We start from the raw sequence: 12,719 nt of genomic DNA, 5'->3' as shown, positions 1-12,719 counted from the left end.
CTGCCGCCCCTGGCGCGGCGCCCGCCCGGGATCCCCGCTCGAGTCCTCCTCGGGTCTGCCTCGAAGGCCGCTCGAGGCGCCGCACAACCTGGCCGCGCAGACGGCCCCGCACCGCATGATGCAACCACAACGCACAGGGGAGGCGGCCCAGTTGAGTATGGACGCACGTGTTGTCGACGGGGGCGGCGGCCACGGCCACGCCGTGGTGATCGGTTCGAGCATCGCCGGGCTCACCGCGGCGCGGGCCCTGGCCAACTTCATGGACCACGTCACCGTGATCGAGCGCGACCGGCTGCCCCGCGGACCCGGCCGCCGCCGAGGAGTACCCCAGGCACGGCACACCCACAGCCTCATGACCGCCGCCCACCAGGGCCTGGAGCGGCTGTTCCCCGGCATCGGCCAGGACCTCGCCCGTGCCGGAGCGGTCCATGTCCGCCTCCCCGAGGACGTACTGCTGCTCGGCCCGGCCGGCTGGCTGCCCCGCTTCGACTCGGGCCTGTCGATGCTCAGTGCCGGCCGTGACCTCCTCGACTCGGCGATACGCGACCGGCTGCGTGCCGACCCCAGGGTGTCCTTCCTGCCGGAACACGAGGTCGTCGCCCTGCAGCCGGGCCCCCAGGACACCGTCACCGGCGTCTGGGCACGCGGCCGGGACCGCAAGGCGCCCGACGGCTGGACCCCCCGCCGGCTGATCCCGGCCGAGTTCGTCGTGGACGCCTCCGGACGCGGCTCGCGCGCCCCGAAGTGGCTCGCCGAACTCGGCTACGAACCACCCGCCGAATCCGTGGCCGACGCCCGGACCGCGTACGCCACCACCCTGTACGCGCCGCCCGTCGGCCATGTCGCCGACTGGAAGAGCCTGATGCTCATGGCCTCTGCCGGCGACCCGCGCCAGGGCATGCTCCACCCCGTCGAGGGCGGCCGCTGGTCGGTGTCGCTCAGCACCGGCGACGGCACACCGCCGCCCACCGACCACGAGGAACTGCTGCGAGCCGCCGGCGCCCTGCGCAGCCCGCTGCTGCGCGACCTCATCGAGACGGCCACCCCGCTCGGCCCCGTCTACAGTTGCAGCCGCACCGAGAGCCGCTGGCGCCACTACGACAGACTGCGCCGCTGGCCCGACCAGTTCCTCGTCGTCGGCGACGCCCTCGCCGCCCTCGACCCGGCCCACGGCCACGGCATGACACTCGCCGTGCAGTGCGCCCTCGTCCTGGACGACATGCTCGCCGCCCACGGCACCGCCATCGGCATCAGCCACCGCCTGCGCCGGGCCCTCGCCCACCGCATCGCCCCCGCCTGGCGGCTGAGCACCCGCACCCCGCACCCGGCGGACCCGGGCCAGGACCCGCCGGCCGGGCTGCGCGCCCGGCTCGGCAGGCGCTACGCCTCCCGGATCGCCGCCGCCGCGACCACCGACCGGCACGCGGCGACCCTGCTGCTCCACCTGCACCAGTGCTTCGAGACGCCCGCCGCGGCGCTGCGCACGCACGCGCTGCGGGCCGCACTGCGCCCCCGGCGCGACCCGGCCCCCGCGACGCCGCCCAGCCTCACCCACGGCCTCCACGCCCGCCGGCGCCGCCCCCTCGCACCGACGCCGCCGGCCATCGGGGTCTCCGCCGGCTCCGCCGGGCCGCGGCCCGGCGGCTCCTCGGCCCACTGGCCGGCCGCAGCACCGGCCGGCGAGCGAAAGAGACCGTGAACACCCCGCTTTCCGGCCACCTGGCGCGTTGCACACCGTCGCGGGCCGAAAAACGCTGCCCTACGCTCCGGACATGACGGCAGTGGAGCAAGTACCGCAAAAAGATGCCTACTTGGCCGACACGCCACGGCCGCACACCGCCAACCGGCCGGAAAGACAAGGCCGGTTGCCCGCGCAGGGGAGCGGCCTGCACCGAGGCCGCTCACAACTCGCTCAAGAATCACTTGAGTTCACACTTGAGTCTCGCTTGAGCGCGGTTGTTCTGTTTGGCCGCGCGTGGATAGCGTTTCATCCGCTCCAGGGCACGGGCCCGCTTGCGCCGCGGCAGGCCGCCCTCACCACCGACCGCTCACCGGCCGGACCGGGTGTGCCTGTGACAGCCGAGCGGCGAGGGGAGGGTGCGCGGGTATGAGCACGACCGAGGAGAGGGTGCCGCACAGCGCGCGCACCACGGCGCCAAAAGGCGAGCGCGTCGCCGACTGGGCCGACGAGCGGCTCGGGATCTACAACTTCCGGTTCCTGATCCGCAAGGTCTTTCCCGACCACTGGACGTTCATGTTCGGTGAGATAGCGCTCTACAGCTTCATCGTGCTGCTGCTCACCGGTGTCTGGCTCACCATGTTCTTCGACCCGAGCATGACGGAGACCGTCTACCAGGGATCACACGTCCCGCTGCAGGGCATCCCGATGTCCCAGGCCTACTCCTCCACCCTCGACATCACCTTCGACGTACGCGGCGGCCTGCTCATCCGCCAGCTGCACCACTGGTCGGCCCTGGTCATGATCGCCGCGCTCTGCATCCACACGCTGCGCCACTTCCTCACCGGATCGTTCCGCAGGCCGCGCGAGGTCAACTGGCTGATCGGCTTCACCCTGCTCGTCCTGGTCACCCTGGAAGGCTTCGTCGGCTACTCACTCCCCGACGACCTGCTCTCCGGCACCGGCCTGCGCATCGCCGAAGGCGTCACGCTCGCCATCCCGGTGGTCGGCACCTACCTGACGATGTTCCTGTTCGGCGGCGAATACCCCAGCCACGACATCATCCCCCGGTTCTACAGCATCCACATCCTGCTGCTCCCGGGCATCATCCTGGCCCTGGTCACCATCCACCTGATCTACGTCTTCTACCACAAGCACACCCAGTTCCCGGGCCCCGGCCGCACCGAGAACAACGTCGTCGGCCAGCCCCTGATGCCGGTGTACACGGCCAAGGCCGGCGGGTTCTTCTTCCTCGTCTCCGGCCTGCTCGCGCTGCTGGCCGGCATCGCCCAGATCAACCCCGTGTGGACCTACGGCCCCTACCGCGCCGACCAGATCTCCCAGGGCTCCCAGCCCGACTGGTACATGGGCTTCCTCGAAGGCGCCCTGCGCGCCATGCCCGCCTGGGAGTTCGTCCTGCCCGGCGGCTACACCGTCAACATGGGCGTCCTGCTCCCGGCCGTCATCCTGCCCACCGTGATGATGGCGGTGATCGCCCTGTGGCCGTTCCTGGAAGCCTGGGTCACCGGCGACAAACGCGAACACCACCTCCTGGACCGCCCCCGCGACCACCCCACCCGCACCTCGTTCGGCATCGCCTTCGTCTCGCTGTACCTGGTGCTGTTCTTCGGCGGCGCCAACGACGTCCTGGCCGAACGCTTCCATCTGTCCCTGAACCAGATCACCTGGGCGGTACGGATCGGAATCTTCCTCGTCCCGGCGCTGACGTACATCGTCACCAGGCGGATCTGCCTCGGCCTGCAACTGCGCGACCGCGACAAGCTCCTCCACGGCCGCGAGACCGGAAAGATCAAGCGCCTGCCGCACGGCGAGTTCGTCGAGGTGCACGCACGCCTCGACCGCGACCAGGAGTACACCCTTCTGTCCAGGCCGATACGCGAGGTACTGCCGGCCCCCGCGGCGGGACAGGACGGCGTGCCCAACCCGCGGCTGCGCAAGGAGGTGCTGCGCCACCGGCTCAGCCGCTGGCTGTACGGCGGGCAGGTCGCCAAGCCGACGCCGCAGGAGATGCGGCAGGCCCTGGAACACCTCGGGCACGCCCCGTCCAACGGGCACGCCTCCCTCAACGGGCACGCCTCGTCCAACGGGCACGCCTCGTCCAACGGGCACGCCCCGTCCAACGGGCACCTGGAATCCGGCGAGCGGCCCGCCGCCGGGGAGCGGGAACCGGACCAGGAACTGCACTGACCCGAAGGCCCGGCAGGCGCCACGCACAGGACCGGGCCGGCTGCGGCGGCGCGGGTGATCAGGGGACGGTCACCCGCGCCGCCGTCGTCGCACCGGTCACCGGGCCGCCGGTCACCGCCGCGCCGCGCACCGTCCGGCGGGAGCCGTCGGTGATCCGGCCCTGCGGCACGGACGAGCCGCCACGCAGCGGGCGCGCCCGCAGCACCGGCGGACACCCGCACAGCGCACGATGCCCGCCCGACCGGGCGGGCCCCCTTTCCGGCGCCGACGCCGGAGCGTCGACGGAGGCCCCCTATGAGCCGCACCCCCTGGCGCCGGGCCGGACCCCGGACCGAGTCCATCACCCGGGCGCGCACCGGCCTGTCGGAGGATCTGCGCGGGCGCCAGCGCCGCTACATCGTGGCCATGCTGGTGCGCAGCGCCTGTGTGGTCCTGATGGCCGTCACCTGGAGCCGCTGGCCCGCCGTCGCCGTCTGCGCCCTCGTCGCCGGGGTGGTCATCCCCTACGTCGCGGTGGTCGCCGCGCAGGCGGGGTGGCGCCAGCAGCGCGGAACCCGGATCGCGCTGGTCGAGGTCCGTGACGAGCCCGTCACCCGCGTGCCCCTCGAACCCACCCTCATCCTGCCGCCGGAACGCAACAACGCGGCCTGAGCGGGCCCCTGCTCCGCTCCTGCTCCGCCCTGCCCGGTTCCCGCCCGGCGCTGCCGCCGCCCGCCTCCCGCACGCGCCGCCTGCCCTGCAGACGGCCCTGCCGCCCGGGCCCCGCCCGCCGACGGCGCGACACGAGCCGGCCGCAAGCCGGCGCTCCCGGCGGGTAGGTGGACCGTGTCGCATCCGCGACCACGCCCGCCCGTTCCCTCCCACCGGCATCAAGGGCCCGCCCCCCTACGGGTACCGCAGCACCGTCTACGGGTACCGCAGGCCTCGTCGGCCCGGGTCCCCACGGCCACCGCCGCCGGCGGCGGGGGCGCAAACCGGCGGCTGACGGGCGACGTCGGCCGCATCCGATGGCCGGCCGGTGCGGCGCGAGTCGTCCCGCATCCCGGAACAGCGTCCCGGGTCTCTCTTTTTCCGCAGGTCGACGGGGGTGGGACGGTCCCGCTGTCCCGGGTATGGGGGCAGCTGTTGCCGGGGGTCCCCGGCGTCCTGGAATCTGTGGATGTCGCACCGGCCGAGGCGGCACGACCGCCCCGGCCGGCAGCACGACAACCACCACCCCGCGCTTGTGCACCGGGACACCTGTGCGCCCGGGCGGCGTTCGGCGCCCCGCACCACCTGCCGTCCCACGACGCAGAGAACACCCGCGTTCCGAGCAGAGAAGGAAGCCACCACATGAACACGAACACCTCCGCACGCCGTCGTCCGGGCCGCCGCGTGGCCGTCGCCGCCGGCCTCGTCCTGGCCCTCGGGCTCGGTGCGGCGGCGCAGGCCTCCGCCGCCGCACCGCGGACCGCCGGCGGCAAGACCGGTGCTTCGGCCCCGTCCACCGCGGTCTCCGACCCGGGCGGTCCGCTGTCCGGACGTCAGATGATCCGGGTGCTGAAGTCCCTGCTGCCCAGGGGCGGCAAGATCTCCGGCGAGCAGAGCCAGGAAGGCTACGCCGCGCTGGTCTGGGACGACGGCCACGGGCAGAGCATGATCGGGGTGAACGCCCAGCACGACATGGGCGACGTCCTCGAGGGGCGCATGGGCTGCGAGGGAGAGTACATCGAGTGCCAGGCGCTGACCCTGGCCGACGGCACCCAGGTGAAGCGGGCCAAGCGGGCATCGGAGAAAGGCGGTTCCGCCGTGGTGTGGCTGGTCGACACCCTCCACCCCGACGGCCGCCGGGTCATCGTCCAGGAAGTGAACTCCTCCGCGGAGGGCGGCCCGGTGACGCGGCCGAAGCCCCCGCTCACGCTCGACCGCCTGCAGACCATCGCGCTCGACTCCCGGTGGGCGGGCTGACCGGAGCACCGCTCGGACGCGGGCGTGCTCACACGACGTCATCGGATGAACGGACGGTGCCGCACCCTCATCAGCCACACCAGGGGCGTCGTCAGCGGCCAGCAGGCGAAGAGCGAGGGCTGAAGACGTGCGGCCCCCACACCGGCAGCCGCACGCGGTCCGTCCTCCCTCCCGGCTTCGCCGCACGCGCCCGCGCCCGTGCCGGGATCGGCGCCACCGCCAAGTGCGGTACGCGGTACGCGGACTGACGCGTCCCGGCCGCGGGGCACCGAAGCGGTGCCCCGCCGTGTGACCGCATCGCGCAAGGCCGCCGCCCGTTCCCCGTGGGACGGGCGGCGGCCTTGCGCGCCGTGTCGCAGCGTTCGTGACGAGCGGGTCCTCCGCCGTGACCGGCCGGCCGGACCTTGAGCAGGTCCCGTCGGCCTCCGGGTTCCGGTGGGCCACGCCCGTGGGCGAGGCGGAGCGTGAGCGCGTCCGGTCCCCCTGCCGCGCGGCGGCATGTCCTCCTGGCCGGGCCGGGGGAGTGGCCGCCCCGAACCGGGAAGCCGTCGGCGTCGCCGGTGAGCCGGCAGACAACCCTCGGGCACGCCCCCCGTGGCTTGTGGCTTGTGGCTTGCGGCTTGTGGCTTGTGGCGCATGGCCCGTGGCCTGTGGCGCGTGGCGCTGGCCCGTGTTGCGTGGCGATGGCCTGTGTCGCGTGACCGGGGGCCCATGGGCTGTGGCTTCTGGCGGGGCGCGTGGCCCGTGGCCCGGGGTCTGTGGCGCCGGGCCCGCCCGGGCGGTGTGTGCCGCACCTGCCGGACGGCGGTCACCCCGGCCGGCCGGGCGGCGGTGACCGCCGGCGGGAGGGGTGCGGCCGTGGTGGGGGGCTCAGTGCCCGGTCTTCTCCGCCGTCCGGTTCTGCCAGGGACGGCACACCCCCAGGAAGGAGGCGATCGCGGCCAGCGCGCTGCCGAGCTGGATCGCGGCCATCGGCACCGCCGTCTCCTTGCCCGCGATGCTCACGAGTGAGGAGGCGATCGCCCCCATGACGAAGCAGGACGTGCCGACCAGCGCGGAGGCGGAACCCGCGGCGTGCGGGGTGCGCATCAAGGTGAGCGCGTTGGTGTTGGGCAGGATCAGACCGAGCGCGGAGATCATGACGAACAGACAGGCCGCGAGCGGCACCGTGCCCACCTCGCCGAAGACGCCTGCCGTCACCATCAGCAGCGCCGCTCCGGCCAGGGCGAGCACGCCCAGTCCGCAGCCGAGGGCCTTGTCCAGGCGGACCCGGCCGACCAGGATCTTGCCGTTGATCTGGCCGACGATCATCAGTCCCAGCGAGTTGACGCCGAAGAGCAGCGAGAACGTCTGCGGGGACGCCCCGTAGATGTCCTGGATCACGAACGGCGAGGCGGCGATGTAGGAGAACAGCGCGCCGTAGGTGAAGCCGTTGGTCATCAGGTATCCGGTGAAGACCCGGTCGGCGAAGAGCCCGCGCATGATCCACAGAGCGCCGCGTACTCCGCCGCTCTGGCGCCGCTCGGGCGGCAGCGTCTCGGGCAGCCGGCGCCACACCAGCACGGTGAGCGCGACGCCGATCGCGGCGAGGAGCAGGAAGATGCCCCGCCAGTCGGTGACATGCAGGATCTGCCCGCCGATGACGGGCGCGACGATCGGGGCGATGCTGGAGATCAGCAGCAGGGTGGAGAAGAACCGGGCCATGGCCAGACCGTCGTAGAGGTCGCGCACGACGGCCCGGGCGATGACGATCCCGGCCGACCCGGCCAGGCCCTGCAGCAGCCGGAAGCCGATCAGCACCTCGGCGCTCTGGGCGAAGGCGCACATCACGGCGGCCACGATGTAGGTGAGCAGCCCGGCCATCAGCGGTCTGCGCCGCCCCCACCGGTCGCTCATCGGGCCCACCACGAGCTGCCCGAGCGCCATCCCGGCCAGGCACGCCGTGAGCGTGAGCTGCACGGTCGTCGCGGTCGAGTTCAGGGTGCGGGTGACCTCCGGCAGGGCCGGGAGGTACATGTCCATCGACATCGGCGGCACCGCGGCGAGGGCGCCGAGGAGGAAGGTGACCAAAAGCCCCGTCCGCCGCACCGACTTGTCCGTGCCGGCCGTGTCTCCTCTGCCCTTCGCCGGGGACCGCCCCCTGGGGAACCGCCGGCCTCCGGCGGTGGCTTCCTCGGCTTTCTGAGACATGCGCCCTCCGCGTCAAGTCGTTACGTGGCCAACGCCGATGCTCGCAGCCAACCGCTACAGAACCGGCAGCGCGCGGGTTGCGCCCGAGGCCAGGTGACACTCCGGCCAGGGCGTTCCCCGGCGGAAGTCGAGACTCGTCAGTGCGCTGCTCGAGTCTTGCTCGGAATGGCTCGGATCGCGTCAAAACGGCCTTGGCGCGGAGAGTTCGGCCGTGTCACTATTTCTGCACGCCTTCCCTGCCCGAAAATATTTACGGGGCGGGGGATTGAGCATCTGTACACCGGTTCTGTACTGGTGAGACCGCGTCCGTTCCCGGTACGGCTCAGGTTTCCTCTCGCATCGAATCCCCGCGCGCCGCGGTGTTTTCCCGTGTGCTGCGCTCTCTTCGGAAGCTGTGCGCAGATTCGTCACGTACAGAAGGCAGACTCTAGAGAAAGTAGAGCCCAGATATGCCCAGGTTGTGCAAGCCCGCGGTGAGCGCGCCGGAACACGTCATCACGATCGAAGAGACTCTCGAGTTCGCAGCGAAAGCCCATGCAGGAAAGCCGCAGCTTCCCCTGGCGCTCCGGCTGATCCGCAACACCGGAGTGCTGAAGCGGCATATCGTCCAGCCCATCGAGCAGACTCTCAAGCACCCGGGCCTGACGGAACGCAACCGCATCTACGAGGCGGAGTCCAGGAAGCTGACCCCGCCGGTCATCGAAGAGGCCCTGCAGAACGCCGGCCTGGCGGCCCGTGACATCGACGCGATCATCTACGTGTCGTGCACCGGCTTCAGCATGCCGTCGCTGACCGCGTGGCTGATCAACACGCTCGGCTTCCGCTCCGACACCCGCCAGATACCCATCGCCCAGCTCGGCTGCGCGGCGGGCGGCGCGGCGGTCAACCGGGCCCACGACTTCTGCCTGGCCCACCCCGGCACCAACGTCCTGATCGTCTCCTGCGAGCTGTGCTCGCTGTGCTACCAGCCCGACGCCGACGACATCGGCTCGCTGCTGTCGGACGGCCTGTTCGGCGACGCGGTCGCGGCCGCCGTGGTGCGCGGCAACGGCGGTGTCGGCATCGAGCTGGAGCGCAACGCCTCCTACCTCATCCCCAACACCGAGGACTGGATCTCCTACGCCGTCAAGGACACCGGCTTCCACTTCCAGCTGGACCGCCGCGTGCCCGGCACGATGGAGCCGCTCGCCCCGGTGCTGCGCGAGTTCGCCAAGGACCACAGCTGGGACGCCGGCAGTCTCGACTTCTACATCGTCCACGCCGGCGGTCCGCGCATCCTGGACGACCTCGCCAAGTTCCTCGAGGTCGACCGCGCGGTGTTCCGCCACAGCTGGTCGACGCTGACCGAGTACGGCAACATCGCCAGCGCCGTCGTCTTCGACGCGGCCCGCCGCCTGTTCGAGGAGGACACCCCTCTCCAGGACGCCACCGGTCTGATCGCGGGCTTCGGCCCCGGCATCACCGCCGAGATGGCGCTGGGCCGCTGGAGCGTCGACGGTCCCCGAGAGCTGGACTGAGTCCGACGCACCCCACCGCCACCCTCACTCGAGTGAAACTCTGCGCGGACAAAGGAAGCTGACCACATGACTGGCCTCATCCTCCCGCCCGGTCAGGGGCGAAAGCTGATCACCAAGGCGCAGGAAGTGACCTTCAAGGCCACACAGGAGCACGGCTCCTCCATATCCATCTTCGAGGTGGTCGTACCGCCCGGATTCGATGTCGGGGCGCACGTCCACAGCGATGCCCAGGAGTTCTTCTACGTCCTGGAGGGGGAGCTGCAGCTCCTGGCTTTCGAGCCGGCCCGGCGCACCGCACAGGACTGGCACGAGTGGGAGTCGCCCGGCGGGGACAAGGCCGTCCGCGCCACCGAGGGTGCCTCCATGTTCGTGCCGCCCGGAACTCCGCATGCCTTCAGGAACGCCTCCGACAAACCGGCGCGGATGCTCTTCCAGTGCTATCCCTCGCCCGTTCACGAGCGGTACTTCGAGGAGATCGCGGAGATCTGGGCGGCCGGCGGGATCAACCCCGACGCCATCGACGAGATGCGCAAGCGCTACGACGTCAGCCAGATCACGCCGCAGCGCTACGAACCGCCTGTCCTTCTCGATCCCCAGTCCTCCGAACAGCGCGGAGCGTAAACAGAGATGAGTGACATCGACAAGATCCCCCTCGTTTTCGCAAGCCTGGGGGACAAGGAACTGGCCGCCGTCGCCGAGGTGTTCGCCTCGGGATGGCCGGCCGGCCAGGGACCGAAGGGCAAGGCCCTCGAGGCCCAGCTCAAGCAGCGCTACGCAGCCGGTGACGCGGTCGCGGTGAGCAACTGCGGCGCCGCCCTGCACCTGGCGATGCTCGCGTTCGGCGTGCAGCCGGGCGACGAGGTCATCGTCGCCGACTACACCTTCCCCGCACCCGCCCACGCGGTGCGCTACGTCGGCGGCACGCCCGTCTTCGCCGACGTGCGCGCCGACACCGGCACCGTGGACCCGCAGTCGGTGGCGGACCTCGTCACCCCCCGCACCGTCGGCATCATCGCCGTCGACACCGTCGGCCTGCCCGCCGACTACACGCCACTGCAGGCCATCGCCGACCGCCACGGGCTGTTCCTCGTCGAGGACGCCGCCTGCGCGGTCGGCGCGACCTACCAGGGACGCGAGGCGGGCGCACTGGCCGAGGTGGCCTGTCTGTCCTTCCACGGACGCAAGGGCGCCACCAGCGGCGAGGGCGGCGCCCTCATCGCCACCGACGCGGCCATCGGCGCGAAGGCACGCCAGCTGTCGTCGTTCGGCATCGGCAGCATCTTCGACATGGGCCAGGTCATCGGCCTGCCGATCCCCGAATTCACCGAGATCGGCTACAACTTCAAACTGTCCGACATCGCCGCGGCGATCCTGCAGGTCCAGCTCGGCCGTATCGAGGAGCTCATGCAGCGCCGGCGCGCCGTCGCCGCCCGCTACGCCGAACTCTTCGCCGACGAGGAACTGCTGACGGTGCCGCACGTGCCGGCGGACCGCACCCACGCCTGGCAGTCCTACCTGGTGACCCTGGACGCGAGCGTCGACCGCGGGGCCGTCGCCACCGAACTGCGCGCCCAGGGCATCGGCACCCTGCACGGCACCTGGGCCAGCCACGTGCAGCCCGCCTTCGACGCCAAGCAGGTGTGCCCGGTCTCGGCGGACCTCTTCCAGCGCAACCTCGGCATACCCATGCACGCCGAGCTGACCATGAGCCAGGTCGAGCGGGTCTCGGAGGTCCTGCGCAGCGCGCTGCGCACCCACACCAAGCCCGCCCAGGCCCTGAAGGGAGCGGCATGACGAACAACCAGCCTGCACCGGACGGTGTGATGAGGCTGATCAACGGCTACTGGAACACCGGCGTCATCGGCGCCGCGGCCACCCACGCCGTCTTCACCCACCTCGACAACGGCGCGGGCACGGCCGCCGAGGTGGCCGCCCGCGCCCAGATATCCGAGCGCGGCGCGCAGGGCCTGCTCGACGGACTGGTCAGCGTGGAACTGGTCGTCCTCCAGGACGGGCGCTACCGCAACACGCCCGAGGCGGCCGCCTTCCTCGTCGAGGGCAAGCCCGCCTCCCTGGCCGGCTTCGCCAAGCTGAAGCTGCAGCACACCGGCAGCCTGATCGACCTGCCGGAGGTCGTGCGCATCGGCGGTCCGCTCGCGGGCGGCGAGACCGAGGTGGCCGACAACCCGCACTGGGAGGGCATCGTCCCGGCCATCGCCGCGGTGTCGGTCCCGGCCGCGGACGCCGGAGTCGAGGCGCTCGGCATCGCGGACGCCGGCGAGATCTCCATCCTCGACGTGGGCGGCGGCTCGGGCATCTACTCGTCGATCTGGCTGAAGGCCAACCCGGCCGCCCGCGCCGTCCAGCTCGACTGGGAGCCGATCAACGCCATCGCCCGCCGCCTGGTGGCCGAGCACGGTGTGGGGGACCGCTTCACCACCCTCAACGGCGACTTCCACACCACCGACTTCGGCACCGGCGAGTACGACATCGCGGTGTACTCCCACATCGCCCACCAGGAGAACGCCGAGAGCAACATCGAGGTCTTCACCCGGCTGCGCAAGGCCCTCAAGCCCGGCGGCGCCCTGGTGGTCGCCGACTACATCGTCGACGACGACCGCAGCGCCCCGGCGTTCCCGCTGCTGTTCGCCCTGGAGATGCTCCTCAAGAGCCAGGAGGGCGGCACCTGGCGCCGCTCCGACTACCACGACTGGCTCACCAAGGCAGGCTTCGAGGACGTCTCCTTCCACGCCGCCCCGCCCGCGACGATGGTCATCGCCCGCTAGCGGGCCGCCGTCCCGCGCCCGCCTGCGGCCGGCCCCGACGGGATCCGCGCCGGCAGCCGGACGGCGCGGACCGTGCGGAACGGCACCGGCCCACCGGATCTCCCGGCCGTCGAGGAGGCCGCCCGGCCGGGGGAGCGCCCTGCCCGTCGAAAGACGGCCACGGCGCTCCCCGGGCGCGTACCCGCGACGTGCTCGCACCGGCCGCGGCCGCCCCTCCAGGCGGCGACGGGGGAGCGCGGCGGCGGGAATCCCGGCGTCCCCCCCCACGGCGTGGCGGAGAAGGCGCACCCCACCGGCACCGGCACCACCGGGCCCCGCACCGGCGCCACCTGCACCACCGGCACAGGCACCACCGGGCCCCGCACCGGCGCCACCGGAGCGGCGACCGGGGTG

The 12,719-nt window shown here is 72.0% G+C and carries 10 protein-coding genes; 8 read left to right on the top strand and 2 right to left on the bottom strand.

The annotated features are described in order from the left end of the window. Positions 1-157: 157 nt before the first annotated feature. Positions 158-1,699 carry an FAD-dependent oxidoreductase gene (locus QF030_RS40205; protein ID WP_307167930.1) on the top strand — a complete coding sequence of 514 codons (1,542 nt, stop codon included), beginning with the start codon at positions 158-160 and terminating at the stop codon, positions 1,697-1,699. Positions 1,700-2,107: 408 nt separating this feature from the next. Further along, the gene (qcrB, locus tag QF030_RS40200) at positions 2,108-3,886 is read left to right on the top strand and encodes a cytochrome bc1 complex cytochrome b subunit (RefSeq protein WP_307167929.1); all 1,779 of its coding nucleotides are present in this window, start codon (positions 2,108-2,110) and stop codon (positions 3,884-3,886) included. A gap of 58 nt (positions 3,887-3,944) precedes the next feature. Here qcrB and QF030_RS40195 read toward each other — a convergent pair whose 3' ends face one another. Beyond that, positions 3,945-4,091: a hypothetical protein gene (locus QF030_RS40195; RefSeq protein WP_307167928.1), complete on the bottom strand. Its 147-nt coding sequence runs from the start codon at positions 4,089-4,091 to the stop codon at positions 3,945-3,947. A gap of 89 nt (positions 4,092-4,180) precedes the next feature. On the opposite strand from QF030_RS40195, the gene QF030_RS40190 reads away from it, so the two are divergent. Together QF030_RS40190 and QF030_RS40185 are read left to right on the top strand one after the other, a co-directional pair. Beyond that, the gene (locus QF030_RS40190; protein WP_307167927.1) at positions 4,181-4,537 is read left to right on the top strand and encodes a DUF3099 domain-containing protein; all 357 of its coding nucleotides are present in this window, start codon (positions 4,181-4,183) and stop codon (positions 4,535-4,537) included. Between the two features lie 681 nt (positions 4,538-5,218). Beyond that, a complete protein-coding gene (locus QF030_RS40185; RefSeq protein WP_307167926.1) occupies positions 5,219-5,833 on the top strand; it encodes a hypothetical protein in 615 nt (204 codons plus the stop codon). 870 nt (positions 5,834-6,703) lie between these two features. On the opposite strand, the gene QF030_RS40180 is transcribed toward QF030_RS40185, so the two are convergent. After that, entirely contained in the window at positions 6,704-8,023 is a 1,320-nt protein-coding gene (locus tag QF030_RS40180; RefSeq protein ID WP_307167925.1) for a multidrug effflux MFS transporter, read from the bottom strand. A 449-nt stretch (positions 8,024-8,472) separates the two neighbouring features. Between QF030_RS40180 and QF030_RS40175 the strand changes: the two genes are divergently transcribed. The 4 genes from QF030_RS40175 (at position 8,473) to QF030_RS40160 (ending at position 12,326) form a co-directional block, all read left to right on the top strand. After that, positions 8,473-9,540: a type III polyketide synthase gene (locus QF030_RS40175; RefSeq protein WP_307167924.1), complete on the top strand. Its 1,068-nt coding sequence runs from the start codon at positions 8,473-8,475 to the stop codon at positions 9,538-9,540. Between the two features lie 66 nt (positions 9,541-9,606). After that, the gene (locus tag QF030_RS40170) at positions 9,607-10,161 is read left to right on the top strand and encodes a cupin domain-containing protein (RefSeq protein ID WP_307167923.1); all 555 of its coding nucleotides are present in this window, start codon (positions 9,607-9,609) and stop codon (positions 10,159-10,161) included. A gap of 15 nt (positions 10,162-10,176) precedes the next feature. Further along, positions 10,177-11,334, top strand: a complete 1,158-nt coding sequence (locus QF030_RS40165; RefSeq protein WP_307167964.1) for a DegT/DnrJ/EryC1/StrS family aminotransferase — start codon at positions 10,177-10,179, stop codon at positions 11,332-11,334. Beyond that, positions 11,331-12,326, top strand: a complete 996-nt coding sequence (locus tag QF030_RS40160; RefSeq protein ID WP_307167922.1) for a class I SAM-dependent methyltransferase — start codon at positions 11,331-11,333, stop codon at positions 12,324-12,326. Before QF030_RS40165 ends, QF030_RS40160 begins: the two co-directional genes overlap by 4 nt. The last annotated feature ends 393 nt before the right edge of the window (positions 12,327-12,719 follow it).

It is taken from the genome of Streptomyces rishiriensis (assembly GCF_030815485.1).
GTDB classification, from domain to species: Bacteria; Actinomycetota; Actinomycetes; order Streptomycetales; family Streptomycetaceae; genus Streptomyces; species Streptomyces rishiriensis_A.
This window is presented reverse-complemented; position numbering and strand designations above follow the sequence as displayed.